We start from the raw sequence: 18,565 nt of genomic DNA, 5'->3' as shown, positions 1-18,565 counted from the left end.
CATGAGTAGTCAACCACAAAACACCACCCAGCTCCGCGAATTGAAGCTCCCGGCCATGGCCGAAGCTTATGAACTCCAAGCGCAGCAGCCGAAGCTGCAGAACATTGCCTTTGACGATCGCTTGGGGATGCTTCTTGAGGCCGAGACTGCCTCCAGGAAGTCACGCAAGCTCAATAGGCTGATCAAAGTTGCCAACTTCCCTGAGGCGGCTTCATTGGAAGATCTTGATGCACGTGCCTCTCGCGGGCTAGATAAGACACTTGTGGCAGCCTTGTCAACTTGCAGCTGGATCTCGCGACACCAGAATCTGATCATTCTGGGCGCCACAGGTGTTGGAAAAACCTGGCTAGGTTCGGCCTTTGGCCAACAGGCATGCCGGCTTGCGATGCCCGTCGCGTTCCATAGGGTGTCGGATCTGTATGCTGCTGTTGTGGAAGCGCAGCTCGATGGATCGCTCCCATCACTGAAGGCGCAACTTTATAAGCCTGCTCTGCTTATCCTGGATGATTTCGGAATGGGGGAGATGACTCCTGCAGCGGCGCAAGTGCTGCTTGACGTGGTCGACAGACGTTCTCGTACAGGCTCGGTACTCATTACCAGCCAATATCCAATGGAAAAGTGGCATGGCATCTTCCCTGATCCGACGATCGCGGATGCGGTCCTGGATCGTGTTGTTCACCAAGCCTACAAGATCCAACTTAAAGGGGAGTCAATGAGGAAATTGCAAGGTAAGAAAATGATTGCTGAGACATAACAGTGTCTACATCGCCGAAACGGTTGTCCAGATAGCCGTTTCGGTGGTCGAGTTGTCGGCAGTGTGTCCAGCTCGCCGGCATGCTGCCCAGCTGGTTCCAAAGTGAGTGTCCACCTCTGACCGAACTAGGTGTCCATGAGGGGCCGAAATATGCAGTTTTGCAGCAAGTCCATTGGCAAGGCAGGATCCAGGAATATCTAACAGATCCGGTCGAGCCGTTTTCAATAAGGACGATCGAATACCTGCATCGCAGGTGGCACTAACAGATAATGAAAAATTTAGACATTCCTTGTCGGTCGGCCGGATTGTAAATAACAAAACAGGAGAAGCAGGCACGGTTTTTCGCGTCGGTCCGGGCAATCACGTGATGACCAACGCACATGTCCTGACGACGCCAGATATGCGCGACTACAGCATGCAATTTACCGATCCTGCCGGCAGGGTCACGAGCGTAAATGCCGAAGAGCTTGTCCGTTATAGCCCTGCCCCCTGGGAGCGAAGCTTGCGCCCTGATATAAGCACCAAGCAAAGGCTTGATGTTGCAGTTATCACGTTTGATCCGTCGCAGGTCGACAAGATGAAGCAATTCGGCTATCTCGAATTAGATGCCGAAGGGGCAAAGCCAGGCCAGAAAATCTATCTTCCTCAGCATGGCAGGGTGGAAAAGCATCACCCCGACGGCACGTTGGAGACGCAATTTCACAAGACGATCACGCTCTCCGACGACGCTAGCGGTCGAGCGCAACCTAGTCGTGTCAATCGCGTCTATGTGGATAGGGACATTGATCCACGCTACCCCCGTGAGTCGGTTGACTACACGGCTGACTCAGCGTCGGGAGCATCCGGAGCTCCCGTGATTTCAGCCGACTCGCACAAGGTCGTCGCGTTGAATTTTGGTTCCGGGCGGGATACCAACAGTGGGGTAAACATGCGTCCCATCTGGGAACTGGTCAAAGGACTCTTCAGCGGAAAAGCGGCAGGCAGTCAGCCAGATTCGACCAATGCCACCCATCCTTCCAGGCCGGGGCCAGCCATTGCCTCCACCAACTCCACCGATCAATCCGGGACAGTATGGGTGAAGTCCAATTGGGAACCGCCAAGGCAAGAATGGGTGATGTCCAATTGGCGACCGCCGAAATGACGTGAGGCATTGGCGCCATCGCTGGGCAATCCGGCAGCGTTTGATTGCCCGCACGCCGGGCATGATCGCAGCAAGGCACTCTGGTGGTCGAAGATGCAAACGCCCAGGCCTGCCACCAACTACGAACGTGCTGCACGTTAGTCCCCTTGTCGCTGCCGGGCAGCGGAGTCGGCAGGGTGAGCAGGCCTGTTGTCCGGGGGCGCAAGCGGCGCAAGATAGACGTCAAGACGTTTCGTTTCGTCGGCCCTCCTGAGCTGGAATAAAGGAATAAAACCCTTTTTATTTTTGGGCTTGGCGCGGAGGAGGAGCAGGCATACTCATGACAAATGACAACAATAATGAAAACTTATAGATACAACAAGAATACCTACTCATGGCGGTGGTGATCCCATCGACGCTTCCAGGGAAATTGTAATGTCGGGTAGTCGCAGTCACGCAGCCAGAAGGCCTGCCTGTTTTTCCAGGCCCCGTTCCACTGTTCGAAATAGTATTGTCATCGGCGCTTCGGCGCTGGCCCTGACGGCGACCCTGGAGGCGTCGGCCGCGCCTTGCGGTACCAACGTCGCGGTAGTCAATACCTCTTGCACGCAGGGACTGACCTGGTCCAACGCGGGCGGCACCTTGACCAACAATGCCACCATCGATGGTGTGGGCGGCAATTTCAACGGTTTTACCGCCGGTGTGGGTGTCACCGGTTCGGGCTCGCCCCTGTCGTTGCTGGTCAATAACGGCACCATCACCGACACCTACGTCGCCGTGTGGACGCAAAGCCGCGGCATCGACACCCTGGTCAACAATGGCCTGATCATGTCGCCGAGCGCCTGGGCCATCGCCGAGAATATCCGCATCGGCACCATCGTCAACAATGGCACCATCTACGGCTCCATTTCTGCCTATAACACCGGCAACATGACCATCGTGGGCGCTGCCAACGGCTTCGGAACCATCACCGGCGGCGGCAACAATGCGGTGGTCTACAACAATGCCGGCGATATCGAATTTGCCGGTGGCAGCACTCTGCTCGACAGCAACATGACGGTCAGTGCCTCCAACAAGGTGTTCAATAACGGCGCCACGCTCAAGTTCGTGCGTAACCGCAGCGTCTCGGGCAATTACCTGCAAACGGGCGGCTCACTGATCTTCGCGGCGACTTCCGCCAGCGCGTTCCCGCGCTTGTCCATCTCGGGCACGGCTACGCTCAACGGCGGCACCATCGTGCTGGTGCCTGTCAGTGGCCAGAACGCCACCTCCTATACCATCATCACGGCGGCCGGGGGGGTGACCAGCACTGCGGTAGCATCGGCGGCAGGGTATTCGGTGACCAGTGCGGTGAGCGGCAACAACCTCGTCGTCACATTGAGCCAGATCGTCGCCCCGACCGATCCTTCCTCGCCATCGATACCTGCGGCGCCCGTGGCATCGAACTGGACATCCAGGGCAAACGGCGTCGGCGGCTCGGCCGTGCCCATCGGGCCGGTACTTGACAGGCTGTCCGGCAATGCTGACTACGCGTTGATCCTGACCGGCCTGTCGATGTTGCAGGCAGCGCCCCAGGGGCGTGCCCTGCAGCAGCTGTCGGGTCCGACACCACTGCCGCAAGCGTTGTCCGGGGGCGCTTCATACGCGCTGTCGTCCGGCGCCATCTCGCAACGGCAAGTGACGCTGCTGGCTGGAAGGCCCACGGCCAAGGCGGCCGGCTCGTCGACCGACGGCACCGGCCTGTGGGGACAGTTGCTGGGTAACAAAGCATCCATGAACGGCACCGGACAAGCGGGCGGTTTCCATTCCTCCGGCTATGGACTGATCCTCGGTGCGGACCGCCAGTTGGGCCCGCAGGTGGTCCTGGGCGGTGCCCTGGCCTGGTTGCATAACGACCTCAAGGGCGAGGGCAGCAACACCGGCAGCGACGTCAAGCTGGACAGCTACCAGCTGGCCGCCTATGGTTCATGGCGCCCGCGTGGCGGCCAAGGCTATCTCAGCGGTATCGCTTCGGTGGCGCGCAACAACTACGACCAGGCGCGCGCGGTCGATTTCCTGGGCACCGCCAGCGCCAGCTATCGCGGCTGGCAGGCCCAGGCCAAGCTGGAGACCGGTTACGACTTGCCGATGTCGGCAGGATTGACCGTCACCCCGTTGCTCTCGCTGCAAGCGGCCCGCATCAGCAACGACGGCTATAGCGAAAGCGGATTGGGTGCGGCGAGCCTGAACGTGCAACGCCAGGGCTTCAGTAACCTCGACAGCGAACTGGGGGTGCGCCTGAGCAGTTATACCGACACCGGCTGGGGCCGTTTGACCGGCGACTGGCAAACCGGCTGGGTGCATTCGTTCAGCAACGATGCCATTGCCACCACCTCCAGCATGGGAGGCGTAAGCTTTGTGTCGACCGCCGAACGGCTGCCCAAGGATGGGGCGCACATCGTGTTGCGTGGCACGCTACAGCGCAGCAATAACCTGTCGTATGCGGTCGGCTACGAAGGTGACCTGCGCTCCCGCTTCCGAAGCCAGACCGCCTCGGTCAAGATGCGCTACGATTTCTGATCGCGCAGCAGGATTGACCAGGCCCGGCTGCATGCCGGGCCTTTTTTTCGTCCTCCGATGAGGACGCGCCATTCGGGTAACATCGTTGTCCGGCCTTTCGTTCGCAAGGAGCTCCGGTTGTCCGACAAAAGATCACGGCCCGATCGCTCGCCGCCGCCACTGCCGTCGCAACTAACGCCACTGGCCGAGGCCGCGCGACTGACCAGCGCCCTGACCAGGATCGATCAGTCCCTGGAAACGGCCTATGCCCATTGGCGTGCCGGCCAGCCGGCCCAGGCCTCGATGCTGTGCGAGCAGGTATTGCAGGTAGCGCCATTGCATGCACCGGCGCTGCACTTGCTCGGCCTGATGGCGCATGCCGAAGGCAATATCGCAGATGCGTTGCGGCTGCTGGAACTGACCTGCGCGCAGCCTGGCGCCTCGGCTGATTTTCACAGTAACAATGCCGAGGTCAGTCGCCAGGCCGGATTGCTGGGGCGCGCGCAGCAGGCAGCCCGCAAGGCCCTGGCGCTGTCGCCCGGTCACCCGGCGGCGTCGTGCAACCTGGGCATCATCCTGCAGCAAGCCGGGCAGCTCGATGCCAGTGCCGAACTGTTGACGGCCGCCGCCGCCGCGGCCCCCGACAATGCGGACGTGCTCAACAACCTGGGCAATACCAGACAGCTGATGGGAAGCCTCGACGAGGCCATGCTGAGCTACGCGGCAGCCATCGAGCGCGATCCCATGCATGAAGCGGCCTACGCCAATCTGGCCAGCCTGCAACTGGAACTGGGCCAGTTCGACGCCGCCGCCGAGAGCGCACGGCAGGTGCTCGATTTGAACCCGCAGAACATTGCAGCGTATCTCGTCTTGGCCCGTCTCCACGCGCAACGCGCACGGATACCAGGTGCGCTGCGGGAAGTGGACAAGCTCCTCAGTTTCAGTCCCGCCTGCGAGGAGGCGTTGCGCCTGCGCGTGGACCTGCTGCTCGATAGCGGCGACCTGCTGGCGGCAGAGGAAGCCATGCAGGCATTGCCCGGGCCACGGCAGTGGCGCGATCACTTGCTGCAGGCGCGCCTGTACGCCATGCGCGGCCACGACACGCAAGCCCTGGCGGCTACCGGGCGCGCACGCGACGCCGTCGCGCGGCAGGAACCCGTCGTGTCGATTGCACATGCGCAGGCGCTGGCGCGCACCGGACAGGCCGAACAAGCCTGTCTTGACCTGGGAAGGCTGCTGGATCAGGTGCCATCCAGCGCCACTGCCTGGCAGGCCTTGGCAGAACTGACGGGGCAAGCGCTGGCGCCGCATGACATCGATCGACTGCATGCCATGCGGGAACAAGGTCGACAGCAGGGCAGGGGATGGCGCGACAGCGTGGCGTTGCATCGTGCATGGGGGCACGCCATGCTCGCCGGCGGCGATGGCGATGCGGCATTGGCCGCCTATGGGATGGCCAATGCACTGGAAGCGCGAGCGCATCCATTCGACGCAGGACAGTTTGCCGCATTGGTCGAACATTCGATCGCCAGCTGGTCGTTGCCTGCCACCGTGGCGCGCAATCATGCCACGGACTCGCCAGTGTTCGTGCTCGGCATGCCGCACTGCGGCGCGGACCTGATACGTTCGATGTTGTGCGGTGGCGCATTTGCCGGTCAAGACCGCTACGACCTGATGGGGCATATCCTCGCCAGCCTCGCACAGGACCAGCAACCGTTGGCCAGCAGCCTGGAGATCGCGCTCGAGCTGAGCGACGACGATTACGCCGAGCTCGCGCAATACTATCTTGATTGCGCCGCCCCCACTGATGACCTGGTCGACGCCTGCCACGTCAATTCGCTGCTGGTCGGCTTCATCGTCCGGGTGTTCCCCGCAGCGCGTTTCATCGTCTGCCGGCGCGACCCGGTCGAGACCTGTTTGGCAGGCTATCGGGAGCCGCCGGGATTCGGTCCCGCCTTTCCCCGCGCGCTGCCCGAGCTGGGTGTCTATCATCGCCGGCACGAGCGGCTGGTGCAGCATTGGACCTCGCACCTGCCGGCGGGGCAATTGCTGGAGATCGATCACGCCCGGCTGCTCGCCGATCCAGCACAGGTGGCAGCGCAGGTCGCCGCCTTTCGCGGCGTGCCTTGCCGGCTTCCGGCGCATGCGCAACTGGCACTCAGGCGCCGGGAGGCCGCCGCACTGGCCGCCGTGCTGCCGTCCTCGCCGGTGCTGTCGGTACTGCGGGAGGCACTGCGCGAACCGCACGCAAACGGGGTCACCCATGACCGATGAGATGAACGGCGCCGATTTTGCCGCGCACCAGCAACGCATGGCCGACGCCTTTTCGGCCGGCCAATTCGAGCACTGCGAGCGAATGGCGCGCGCACTGATCGATGCCGGTTACGCCACGTTGCCGATCTGGCGCACATTGGGTTTGTCGTTGCGCCAGCAGGGACACGTCATGTCGGCGCGCGACATCCAGCAACGCCTGGTCGACAGCGCCCCGGGCAATGTCGACCTGCGCTTCGACCTGGCCGAGACCTTGTTGCTGCTGGGGGATTTCGAGCGCGGCTGGCAGCACTACCAGTACCGCTACAGCCTGGGCCACACACGGCACATGGATCGCAAGATCAAGGCTCCACCCTGGAATGGACAACACATGCCCGGCAAGACCTTGTTGATCCATGACGAGCAAGGATATGGCGACACCTTCCAGTTCATCCGCCTGGTCGAGCGCGCCAGGCGCCAGAGCCAGGCGCGCATCGTGGTGCAGATCCAGCCCGAGCAGGCGGCATTCGCGCGCCGCTTGCCGGAAATCGACGTGGTGGTGCCGCAGGGACAATTGCCGCCTCCGTTCGACGCGCACTGCCAGATGATGAGCTTGCCGCGCGCCCTGGGCCTGCGCCTCGAGGAGTTGCCCGGGAGCGTGCCTTATCTGCAGGCAGATCCGACCAGGGTGCAGCGGTGGCGGCAGAGGTTGCACCAGCTGCGCCGTCCGTGGGTTGCGCTAGCCTGGGCTGGACGCCCCACGCATGACAACGACCGCAACCGATCCATGACGCTGGAGCAGCTGTCGCCGCTGGCGCCCATGGCGGCGCGTGGCATCAGTCTGATCTCGGTGCAGAAGGGCCCGGCTGCCGCCCAGGCAATCAAGCCACCTGCGGGTCTGAGGTTGGAGGTGCTGGGGGACGAGTTGATGGATTTCGATGACACAGCGGCCGTGCTCCAGTTATGCGACCTGCTCATTTCGGTGGACAGCTCGCCGGTGCACCTGGCCGGCGCCCTGGGGCGGCCGACCTGGGTCATGCTGCCCATGGTGCCCGACTGGCGTTGGCTGCTGGAGCGCGAGGAGTCGCCGTGGTATCCGGGCACGCGCTTGTTCCGCCAGTCCACGCGTGGCCATTGGGACGATGTGGTAGCGCGGGTGGCCGAGCAGTTGCACCGTTTCGTCGCATGAGAGTGCACCGCCGGCGCAGCGTGCGCGTGCTGGGATGGCTGGTCATACTGGCCGGCTTGCTGCAGACGGGGTGCGCCTCGCTGCAGGATCGCCAGGACCTGTTGCGGCAGCTGACGCAAGCCGCAGGCTGGCAAAGCTATCTGATCGACACTCCTGCGTTCGATATCGCGGCGGCAGCTCCGTCGAGGCGATCCGGCGATGGGCCGCTGGTGGTCTACCTGGAGGGAGACGGCCGCGCCTATCTCAACGCTTCGCAAGCCTCTGCCGACCCGACGCCGAGTTCCCCGCTGGCGTTGCGCCTGGCATTGGCCGACGATCGCAACGGCAAGCTGCTCTACCTGGCCCGACCGTGCCAGTACACCATGCCCGGGCATGGCCGCCATTGCGAGCGCCGCTACTGGACGTCGGCGCGCTATGCGCCGGTGATCGTGGCATCGATCGACCAGGCGATCGACCAGGAAAAGCAAAGCACGCATTCGACCCGGGTGGTGTTGGTGGGGTATTCCGGCGGCGGCGCGCTGGCGGTGCTGGTGGCGTCCCGCCGCAAGGACGTTGCCGCGATCGTGACCGTAGCGGCCAATCTGGACCTGGATTACTGGACCCGGCGTGACGGGTTGGAAAGGCTCGACCAGTCGCTGGACCCGGGCGACGTCGCCCGCCAGGTAAGTACGATTGCGCAGGTGCATTTTGCCGGTGCCGAGGATGACGTGGTCGGGCCGGACGTGGCACGGGCGTTTCTCTTGCGCATGACCGATGCCCGCAGGGCCAGGTTGGTGATGCTCGACGGCGTCGACCATGACTGCTGCTGGGTCGCCCGATGGCGTGGCCTGTTGCACGGGCCAGAGATGGATGAGGTGATCAAGGGCCCGGCGCCGGGCCGAGTTGAATAGCGCCCAGGTCGGCCCCATCTGCACATGACTGAAAGAAAACCGGCCGCGAGGTAAGATACGCGGTTCACCGCATCCGTATTGAAAGCAGGTTGTCATGTCGTTATCGATCCAGGCCGGCGCCGAAGCCCCGGAAGAAAAACTCGAATTCGTCAGTTCGTGCCAACTGCCCATGCCGTGGGGCACCTTCGAGTTGCATGCCTTCCATGACGAAGTTTCCGGCAAGGAACATCTGGCCTTGACCTTGGGCGATATCGCCGACGGCCAGCCGGTGCTGGGGCGCGTGCATTCCGAATGCCTCACTGGCGACGCCTTGTTCTCGCAGCGCTGCGATTGCGGCGCCCAGCTCGAGGCCGCGCTCGAGAAGATCGCCAAGGAAGGCCGCGGCGTGCTGTTCTACCTGCGCCAGGAAGGTCGTGGCATCGGCCTGCTCAACAAGGTGCGCGCCTATCACCTGCAGGACCACGGCGCCGATACGGTCGAGGCCAACGAGCAACTGGGGTTTCCGGCCGACATGCGACGCTATACCATCGTCTTGCCGATGCTGGCCCACCTGGGCGTCAACAGCCTGCGACTGATGACCAACAACCCGCGCAAGGTCAAGGCGCTGGAAGACAGCGGCATCAAGGTAGCCGAGCGTATCCCGCTCATCGCCAACCACAACCCCTTCAATATCGGCTACCTGGGTACCAAGGCCAGGAAGCTCGGCCATCTGCTGCCAGGCCTGGCGCGCCCTGCCGAACAACCCGAGAAAGTGCCGCTCGACCTGCACGACAACGAATGACCGATGCCCAGACGGACCCGCGCGGTCCGTCTGTCGTTTGTGACCCCCAATTGACCATCCACGCCATGACCCAAGCCCATCGCCCCGCCCCCGACACGCCGATCCCGGTCTCGCTGCTGACCGGCTTTCTGGGCAGCGGCAAGACCACGCTGCTGAACCACCTGATCCACCAGCCCGAGATGAAGCACACGCTGGTGATCATCAACGAATTCGGCGAGATCGGCCTGGACCATCTGCTGGTGGCGCACAGCCAGGACGAGACCGTGGTCGAGATGAGCAGCGGCTGCCTGTGCTGCACCATCCGGGGTGACCTCAAGAAGACCCTCAAGGACATTACCTGGCGTTTCGCCGAGGGCGGACGCCGCAAGTTCGACCGGGTAGTCATCGAGACCACCGGCCTGGCCTCGCCGGTACCGATCCTGCATACGCTGATGACCGACAGTTTCATTGCCGAACGCTACCGGCTCGACGGCGTCATCACCACCGTCGATGCCGTCAACGGCATGGCCACGCTGGACAATCACATCGAGGCCGTGCAGCAGGCAGCGGTGGCCGACCGCCTGTTGCTGACCAAGAGCGACCTGGCCGACGAGGCCACGCTGGCGGGCCTGCAGGCGCGCCTGCGTACGCTCAATCCGGGAGCGCCCCAATACCTGCCCCGGCACGGCGATATCGACGCGGCCCGCTTGCTCGATGCGGGCCTGTTCCGGCCTGGCGAGAAGACGCCGGATGTGGCGCGCTGGCTCAACGACGAGGCGTTCGCCGACGACGCCCAGGCGCACCAGTCGCATGACCACGGGCATCACGGGCACGACCACGGGCATCATCATCACGACCATGATGTCAATCGCCACGACGACCACATCCGCGCCTTCTGCTTCACCTTCGATGCGCCCATCGAGCCGGCGCTGTTCGACGAGTGGCTGAGCTTGCTGGTCGGCTTCAAGGGCCCCAACATCCTGCGCATCAAGGGCATCCTGAACCTGGCCGGCCAGGACCTGCCGACCGTGATCCACGGCGTGCAACATATCTTCCATCCCACCGTGACGCTGCCTGCCTGGCCGTCCGCGGACCGCCGCAGCCGCATCGTCTTCATTACCCGCGATATCGAACGCGCCACCATCGAGCGCTCGTTCGATGCGTTCATGCAGGCCCAGGCCATCACGCAGCAAGAGCACAAAAAGCAACAGTCCTCGCCCTATCACTACTGAATGTCGTGCCGGGCGGCTGCTCGATATTGCCGTATTGCAACGCTGCATTGGATTTATTTGTTCGATGCCAATAAAAATAGTTGGCAAGCTGCCGATAATCCTTGGAAGAGCAGCTATGATCAGTATCGGACAGGGATAACGAAACAGGTATGCAGCGTGTGATCAACAAGCTGGGGGCGACGTTGTCGGCATCACTCGCGTTGATGTTGGGCGTGTGCGCAACCGTGGCAGTCTTCGTGGCGACCAGCCGGCTCGAGGACGACGCCGTCAACCTCGACTTCGAGCGTCGTGCCGCGCTGCGCACCTTCACCATACAGCGCGGGCTGGAAGAAGCGGTGCAGGTGCTGTCCGTGATCAACCATTTCTACCGTACCGTGGGCGATCCCACCCGCGAACAATTCCGCGAATTCACCACCCCGTTGCTGGAGCGCTATCCCTATGTGCGCGCCTTCGGCTTCCAGCGCTTCGTCGCCGGGCAGGACCGGGCCGTGTTCGAGGCCTTGCGCCAGGGGCAGGTGCCCGGTTTCGGCATCACCGTGCTGCTCGATGACAAACTGGTGCCGGCGCCGGAGCGGTCCTATTACCTGGCAGTCGACTACATCGAGCCGGTCAGGGGCAATGAAGCCGCGCTGGGCCTGGACCAGTCGGGCAACCCCTCGGTCATGCAGGCGCTCAATAGCGCGTTGCAAAGCGGTCGTCCTGCCTCAAGCCTGCCGCTGCGCCTGGCACAGTCGCCCGCCGACCAGCGCGGGCTGTTGCTGATGCAGCCGGTGTATCGGGGCGGCCAGGCCGATGCCGGCGGAGCAGGCCGGCGCAGTGCCATGATCGGTGCCACCACGGCGGTACTGCAAGTGACCGAACTGGTGGACAAGATCCTCAGCGGCGCCGGCCTGCTCGAGGACCGCGAGATCGGCCTGCGGGTGCATGTCGGCCCCCAGGCCGACGACTCCACCCTGGTGTTCCAGCGCGCCAGCGAACAGGTACGCGGGCACGCCTGGGGCGACCTGATGGGCCTGGCTTCGCTGTTTCGCCAGCCCTCGCGCAGCAGCACCCAGTTCGATGTGGCCGGGCAGACCTGGCATATGGAAGTGAGCGTGCCGCCGCATTCGGTGTTTGCCGATCACTACGGTTCGTTGCTGATCCTCATCGCCGGCCTGTTGTCGTCGGTGCTGTCGGCGGCCTACCTGCGATCGATCTCCATGCGCTCGCGCCGGGTGCAGCGCCTGGTCGAAGAAAAGACGGCCGAGCTGCGCCATACCAATGCACTGCTGTCGGACGACATCCTGGCGCGGCGCCAGGCCGAAAGTGCGTTGCTGCTGCGCCACCAGGCCATCGAGGCCAGTGCCAACGCCACCATCATCCTGTCGGCGCAGGAACCGCTCTATGCCATCGAGTACGTCAATCCGGCCTTCGGCCGCATCACCGGCTACAGCGCCTCCGAGGCGGTAGGCAAGAGCATCCGTTTCCTGGAAGGGCGCGACAGCGACCCGGATGGCTTCGAGACGGTGTGGATGGCCATGCGCGACAAGCGCGAGTACAACGTGGTGCTACGCAACTACCACAAGGATGGTTCCGAGCTGTGGAACGATTTCTACATCGCACCGGTCAAGGACGAGCGCGGCGAGGTGACGCATTTCGTGGCGGCGCTATATGACATCACGTCGATGAAGCGCTACGAGGCCGAGCTGGAGTTCCAGGCCAGCCGCGATACCCTCACCGGACTGATCAACCGCCATATGCTGCGCCACCATCTGGAGCAGGCCATCGGCAATGCCGAACGGCAGAAGCAGGCGCTGTGGGTGGTGTTCGTTGATCTCGACCGCTTCAAGTTCGTCAACGACACGCTCGGCCACAAGGCGGGCGATACCTTGCTGCGCACCGTTTCCGGCCGCCTGCGGGCGGCCGTGCGCGAGGCCGATTCGGTGGCGCGCCTGGGTGGCGACGAATTCATCATGATCCTGCCCGAGCAGGACGAACTGACGCTCGATACCCGCAGCCTGCAGCGCATCATGGACGCGGTGGCGGCCCCCATCACGCTGGGCGGCCATACGCTGTTCATGACCTGCAGCATCGGCGTGGCCTGCTATCCGGCCGATGGCACCGATGGCGAGACGCTGATCAAGCATGCCGACATCGCCATGTACCGCGGCAAGCAGACCGGGCGCAACAACTTCCAGTTCTACACGCCGGCCATGAACGAGCAGGCGCTGGAGCGCCTGCGCATCGAAGGCGACCTGCGCAGCGCACTCGAAAACAACGAATTCGTGCTGCATTACCAGCCCAAGGTCGACCTGGCCAGTGGCCGCGTGGTCGGTAGCGAAGCGCTGATCCGCTGGCAGCACCCGCTGCTGGGCATGGTGTCGCCGGCGCGCTTCATCGGCCTGGCCGAAGAGACCGGCCTGATCCTGCCGATCGGCGCCTGGGTGTTGCGCACCGCGTGCGCCCAATGCCGGCAGTGGCAGCTCGACGGCCACGACGGCATCGGTGTATCGGTCAACCTGTCGGTGGGCCAGTTCCTGCAGAAGGACCTGGTCTCTTCGATCGGCGACGTGCTCGACGATACCGGCCTGCCGCCGGCCTCGCTCGAACTGGAACTGACCGAAAGCCTGATGATGACCGATGTCGAGCACGCCATCGGCATTCTGAACGGTCTCAAGGAGCTCGGCGTGCGGCTGTCGATCGACGACTTCGGTACCGGATATTCATCGCTGGCCTACCTGAAGCGCTTCCCCATCGATGTGCTCAAGATCGACAAGTCGTTCGTGCGCGACATCACCAGCGACGCCGACGACGCGGCCATCACGGCCTCCATCATTTCGCTGGCACGCCACCTCAAGCTCAAGGTGATCGCCGAGGGGGTGGAAACCGACGAGCAGCTCGACTACCTGCGCCATTACGGCTGCGACGAGATCCAGGGCTACCTCTTCAGCCCGCCGGTGGCCGCCGACCGGTTCGAACAGATCCTGCGCCAGGAGCGCATCTCCATCTAGCGGAATACAGGGGCGTATTGCCCCCTTATCAATATAATAACGGATCGTCTACGGCCCAATAATGGGTTGCCTGCCGGGAACTATCGTGTATGGTGTCCCGGATATCACCCGGGATGACATTCGTGCAGCTCACTCGCTATTCCATATTGGCTACCGCCGTCGTGCTGGGCACCGTATGCGTGGTGCTGCCGGCCGCGCTGGCATGGAATTGGGCATGGCAGCGCGCCGAAGCCCAGCAGCGCGCCGGGTTGTCGCGCCTGGTCGAGCTGGCGGCCGAGCGCGGCCACACCATCGTCGAGCAGGTCAGGGCGACGCTGGACGGCCTGGAGGCACCGGCCGGACCACGCTGTAGCGCCGCCGACGTTGCCCGCATGCGCGCGGGCACCATCGATGTCCGTTTCATCGAAGAGATCGGTTTCCAGCGTGACGACCAACTGCTGTGCAATTCCTGGGGCGAGGTCAACCAGGCGATGCGGCTGTCACCGACGCACACCGTGGTCGGCCCCGGGGTGCAACTGCGGGCCGCCGGTTTCTCGCTGGCCAGTCCGGGCACCCGCCTGGTCAGCGTAGCGGGCAGTGGCTACTACGCCTATGTCGCGCCGGGCAGGTTCGTCGACATCGCCGTGCCCGACCAGGTGGGGCTGGCCGTGGCCACGGCGGCCGGCGAGGCCATCGCCCACCGCCAGCAGGCTGGCGACGACGGCGAGCGGTTGCGCGTGACGCATGCCGATGGCATCTTCAGTATCGTCGCCACCTTACCGATGCAGCAGGTCGCCCACGCCGCCACCCGCCAGCGATGGGCCATGCTGCCACTGGCGGCGCTATGCTCGCTGGCGGGCCTGGGCGGGCTTGCGGGTTGGCTGCGCCGCCGGCTGTCGCTGGCCGGGGAGCTGCGTGTGGCGCTCGCCCGGCGCCAACTGCAGGTGGTCTACCAGCCGCTCATCGACCTCGCCAGCGGCCGCTGCATCGGTGCCGAGGCCTTGGCACGCTGGCAGCATCCGAGCGGGCGCTGGATCACCGCCGATGTCTTCATCGCCGAGGCCGAGCGGCACGGGCTGGTCGGACGCATCACGGTGCAGGTGATCCAGGCCGTGATCCAGGACATGGGACCGTTGCTGCGGCACCATCCCTGGCTGCATATCTCGATCAACCTGAGTGCGCAGGACATCGACGACGACAGCGCGCGGCGCGAGCTGGCCTGCCTGATGGCGCTGCACGGCCTGGCGGCGAACCAGATCTGGCTCGAGATGACCGAGCGCGGGTTCATGAACGCCGAGCTCGCGCGCGCGGCCATCGGCGGCTTGCGTGCCAATGGCCACCGCATCCTGATCGACGACTTCGGTACCGGCTATTCGAGCCTGTCCTACCTGCAGACGCTGCCGGTGGATGGCTTGAAGATCGACAAATCGTTCGTCGACATGATCGCCTCCGATACGTCCGCCAGTGGCGTCATCGACCACATCATCGACATGGCCAAGTCGCTTGGCCTGATGATCGTTGCAGAAGGAGTCGAGACCGTGCAGCAGGCACACTACCTGCGCCAGCGCGGGGTCCAATTCGGGCAGGGATGGCTGTTTTCCAAGGCGTTGCCGGCCGATCATTTCCTCACCTTCTGCCAGGCCGACAGGATCGTCTCAACGATGGGCGATCCAGGCCAGGATCAGGGCAATCGTCGGTAGCGACAGCGTGGTCGAGATCAGGATCGCGCGCGACATGCCGGCCACCTCGCGCTGGTAGAGTTCGGCCAGCATGAACGGGCCGGTGCCGATCGGCATGGCCGCCAGCAAGATCGCGCTGTCGGCCCACAGGCGCGGCAGCGGCAATACCCAGTAGGCCAATATGGCCGTGATGGCCGGCTGCAGCAGCAGCTTGAACGCCACCAGCAGCCCGACCGGCGCACTGGCGCCGTGGCGCGGTGGCTGTGCCAGGAACAGCCCCAGCGACACCAGCGCGCAGGGACTGGCCGCGGCACCCAGGATCTTGAACAGTTGCTGTACCCCGCTGGGTAGCGCCAGGCCCGACAACGCCACCACGATGCCGGCCAGGGGCGCGATCATGATCGGGTTGCGCACCAGCGAGCGGCCGACCTTGCCGATGGTGCGTAGTACGCCGGCCTGCACGTGCAGGCAGGTCTCGAGCAGCACGATGGCCACGGCAAACAGCAGGCAGGCGGTCATCACCATGGCGATCACCGCCGGCGGCAAGCCGTCCGTGCCGAAGGCCAGGTAGGACAGCGGAATGCCGATGAAGCCGACGTTGGCGTAGGAGGTACCCAGGCTGTCGATAATCACATCGGGCGCCGCCGCTTGCTGGCGGATGCGGATCCAGGCGGTCAGCACGAACACGATGGCCACGCCGGCGGCGAACACCGCGATGAAACGCAGGTTGGCGAAGTCCGCCGCCGACAGGCGCGACATCGAGTCGAACAGCAGTGCCGGCAGGCCAAGGTAGATGACGAAGCGGTTCAGCTCGCTGGCGGCGTTGTCCGACAGGATCTTGCGGCGACGGCAGGACCAGCCCAGCAGGATCAGCGAGAAGATCGGAAAGACGATGTTGAAGATGGCGATCATGCACAAGCGCGCCCGGCCGCGCCATCGGTGCTGGCCAATACCTGCGCCAGCCGTTGCGCCGAACTTTCGGCGTGCTGCCGCGCCAGCTTGTCGGCCAGTGCGCCACGTCCCTGGATCATCGCCTGCAGGATGGCTTCGTGCTCGGCCCATACCGCCACGTGCGAACGCACCTGTGCCGACAGGAAGGCGCCCATGGCGCGCCGGATGTGGTGCCAATGGATGGCGGTGGTCTCGGCCACCACCGGGTTGCCGCAACTGCGATAGATGAACTGGTGGAAATCCATGTCGGCCACGATGCAGGCCGACAGGTCGTCGCGGGCGCCGGCTGCGCGACCGCGGGCCAGCAACGCCTGGCCTTCGCGTTGACCCAGGCTGCAGGCCTGGGCGTCGTGCTTCCAGCGCTCGGCACCGGCGCGCGCGGCCAGGCCGTCGAGCACCGCACGCACCTGGTACAGCTGCAACAGATGCTGCGCGTCGATGGCGGTGACCATCACCCCCTTACGGGCGGCGTCGGCGATGAACCCTTGGCGCTTGAGCAACTGGAACGCCTGGTGTACCGGCTGGCGCGATACCCCCAGCTGCTCGGCAATGCCCTCCTGGGTGATCTTCTGGTTGGGTGCCAGCGCACCGGAACAGATGGCGTCCAGCAGGGCATCGTAGACTTGCTCGATCAGTTGCGTGGCGGAATCGATCTTGTACATGGAAGGCGGGAGTGACAACGATATTTGTATTCTGTATACAGAATAGGGAGGGCGTGATGGCCTGTCAAGCGGCGGCCCGCGCTTGGGCAGCGTAGAATGGCGAGCTCGCGCCATGGCGCATCCGCGCCGCGCCCGCCCAATCATTTTCATGCCTGCCAAGCCCCTTACCGCCGCCACCGACGAGCTAGTCGCCCTATGGCGCTCCGATCCCTTCGCCAGCAACCCCGAGCTGCTCGCCGAACTGCTGGACTGCCCCGAGGCCGGGTTGCAAGACTGCCTGCGGCAGCAACAGTGCGCCACCGTCGTCGACCTGCATTTCGGCGCCGGGCTGGCTTTCCTGCTGACCTGGCAGTGCTTTGCCCGATGGCGTGAGCAAGGCGGGGCCGAGCGCCTGCACTACGTGGCGATCGTGCCGCATCCGTGCGACCCGGCGCAACTGGCCGCGCTGCACGCACAGTGGCCGCAACTGGAGCACACCGCCCGCCAGTTGCAGGCGGCCTGGCCATTGCCCTTGCCTGGCACCCACCGCGTGATGCTGGCCGATGGCGCAGTCACCCTGACCCTGGTGCTGGGCGAGATGGACGAGGAATTGGCGCGCCTGGATGCGCCGACCGACCTATTCTACCTGCATGCCGACCCGACCCGCTTCGATCCGCTTGCGTCCGGCTGGAACCCGTACCAGTGCAAGCGCCTGGCACGCCAGGCCTGGACCGGCGCCCATGCATTGGTCTATCAGGGCGACCAGGCGACGGCGCAGGCGATGCGCCAGAACGGGTTCGAAGCGCATCGGCTGCCGCAGGCCATGGCCTTGCACTATGCGCCCGCCTGGGTCCGTCCGGCAGCGCATGTCGCCACCAGCAACACGCCCCTGCTGCGCCAGCCGCCGCACGCCCGCCATGCACTGGTGATCGGTGCCGGCCTGGCCGGCTGTGCCGCCGCCGAGCGGCTCACCGCCCGGGGCTGGCGCATCGACCTTATCGATGCCTGCGATGGCCCGGCGCAACGCGCCTCGGGTAACCACGGCGGATTGTTCATGCCGGCACTGGCGCGTGACGAGAGTCCGCTGGCCAGGCTCAGTCGCGCCGCCTACCTGTACGCGCTCAATCATTGGCAGTGGCTGGGCGGGATCGGCCTGGACCGTACCGAAGCCGACGGTGTGGCCGGCGAGCAGTGCGGGGTGTTGCAACTGGGACGCGACGCCAAGCAGGCGACGTCGTTCGAGCTGGCCGCCGCGCAGTGGAATTACCCTCCGCACTATGCGCGCTGGCTGGGCCAGGACCAGGCAGCGGCACTGCTGGGCATGCCGGTGGCGACCGGTGGCTACCTGTTCGAACGGGCCGGATGGCTCAATCCGCCCTCGCTGTGCCGCCGCCTGCTGTTTGTGGCGCACGCCCAGGCGCGCTTGCACCAGCACTTCGGGCGTACCGTGGCCAGCCTGGTGCGCAATGGCCAGCAGTGGCAGGCCGTGGCGAGCGAAGGCGACGTGATCGCGGCCGCGCCGGTGGTGATCCTGGCTGCCGGGGCACAGGCCAAGGCCTTGTTGCCTGCTGCCGGCCTGCCGCTGCAGGCGG

13 protein-coding genes are annotated in these 18,565 nt (G+C 64.4%); 11 read left to right on the top strand and 2 right to left on the bottom strand.

What is annotated here, in order from left to right; genetic code table 11:
- Position 1 precedes the first annotated feature (1 nt).
- From istB to PMI40_RS19775, 10 genes are all read left to right on the top strand, one after another.
- A complete protein-coding gene (gene istB / locus PMI40_RS19825) occupies positions 2-754 on the top strand; it encodes an IS21-like element helper ATPase IstB (RefSeq protein WP_008119041.1) in 753 nt (250 codons plus the stop codon).
- A 253-nt stretch (positions 755-1,007) separates the two neighbouring features.
- Positions 1,008-1,895 carry a serine protease gene (locus PMI40_RS23460; RefSeq protein ID WP_157221625.1) on the top strand — a complete coding sequence of 296 codons (888 nt, stop codon included), beginning with the start codon at positions 1,008-1,010 and terminating at the stop codon, positions 1,893-1,895.
- Between the two features lie 414 nt (positions 1,896-2,309).
- Complete coding sequence (locus PMI40_RS19815) at positions 2,310-4,433, top strand: autotransporter outer membrane beta-barrel domain-containing protein (protein ID WP_008119038.1); 2,124 nt, start codon at positions 2,310-2,312, stop codon at positions 4,431-4,433.
- Between the two features lie 117 nt (positions 4,434-4,550).
- Positions 4,551-6,686 (top strand): tetratricopeptide repeat-containing sulfotransferase family protein, encoded by a 2,136-nt coding sequence (locus PMI40_RS23020; RefSeq protein WP_008119037.1) that lies wholly within the window; start codon positions 4,551-4,553, stop codon positions 6,684-6,686.
- Positions 6,676-7,851, top strand: a complete 1,176-nt coding sequence (locus PMI40_RS19800; RefSeq protein ID WP_008119036.1) for a glycosyltransferase family 9 protein — start codon at positions 6,676-6,678, stop codon at positions 7,849-7,851. Before PMI40_RS23020 ends, PMI40_RS19800 begins: the two co-directional genes overlap by 11 nt.
- Positions 7,848-8,741: an alpha/beta fold hydrolase gene (locus PMI40_RS19795; RefSeq protein ID WP_008119035.1), complete on the top strand. Its 894-nt coding sequence runs from the start codon at positions 7,848-7,850 to the stop codon at positions 8,739-8,741. The genes PMI40_RS19800 and PMI40_RS19795 overlap by 4 nt, the downstream gene beginning before the upstream one ends.
- A 94-nt stretch (positions 8,742-8,835) precedes the next feature.
- Complete coding sequence (gene ribA, locus PMI40_RS19790) at positions 8,836-9,522, top strand: GTP cyclohydrolase II (protein WP_008119034.1); 687 nt, start codon at positions 8,836-8,838, stop codon at positions 9,520-9,522.
- A gap of 65 nt (positions 9,523-9,587) precedes the next feature.
- Positions 9,588-10,733 (top strand): GTP-binding protein, encoded by a 1,146-nt coding sequence (locus PMI40_RS19785; RefSeq protein ID WP_040502519.1) that lies wholly within the window; start codon positions 9,588-9,590, stop codon positions 10,731-10,733.
- A 149-nt stretch (positions 10,734-10,882) separates the two neighbouring features.
- Positions 10,883-13,723, top strand: coding sequence for an EAL domain-containing protein (locus PMI40_RS19780; protein WP_008119031.1), 2,841 nt, complete (start codon positions 10,883-10,885; stop codon positions 13,721-13,723).
- Positions 13,724-13,836: 113 nt separating this feature from the next.
- Complete coding sequence (locus tag PMI40_RS19775) at positions 13,837-15,402, top strand: EAL domain-containing protein (protein ID WP_051001856.1); 1,566 nt, start codon at positions 13,837-13,839, stop codon at positions 15,400-15,402.
- Here the strand turns inward: PMI40_RS19775 and PMI40_RS19770 are convergent.
- Positions 15,358-16,293, bottom strand: a complete 936-nt coding sequence (locus PMI40_RS19770) for an AEC family transporter (RefSeq protein ID WP_008119028.1) — start codon at positions 16,291-16,293, stop codon at positions 15,358-15,360. The two genes, PMI40_RS19775 and PMI40_RS19770, sit on opposite strands and share 45 nt — an antisense overlap.
- On the bottom strand, positions 16,290-16,994 hold the full coding sequence (locus PMI40_RS19765; RefSeq protein WP_008119027.1) for a GntR family transcriptional regulator: 705 nt from the start codon (positions 16,992-16,994) through the stop codon (positions 16,290-16,292). Before PMI40_RS19765 ends, PMI40_RS19770 begins: the two co-directional genes overlap by 4 nt.
- Positions 16,995-17,142: 148 nt before the next feature.
- On the opposite strand from PMI40_RS19765, the gene mnmC reads away from it, so the two are divergent.
- A partial coding sequence (gene mnmC, locus PMI40_RS19760; RefSeq protein WP_040502515.1) for an FAD-dependent 5-carboxymethylaminomethyl-2-thiouridine(34) oxidoreductase MnmC occupies positions 17,143-18,565 on the top strand: 1,423 nt, incomplete at its 3' end.

The sequence above is a fragment of the Herbaspirillum sp. YR522 genome (assembly GCF_000282575.1).
Classification (GTDB): Bacteria; Pseudomonadota; Gammaproteobacteria; order Burkholderiales; family Burkholderiaceae_D; genus Herbaspirillum.
Note: the sequence above shows the minus strand (reverse complement) of the source record. Positions and strands in the feature narration are given on the sequence as shown.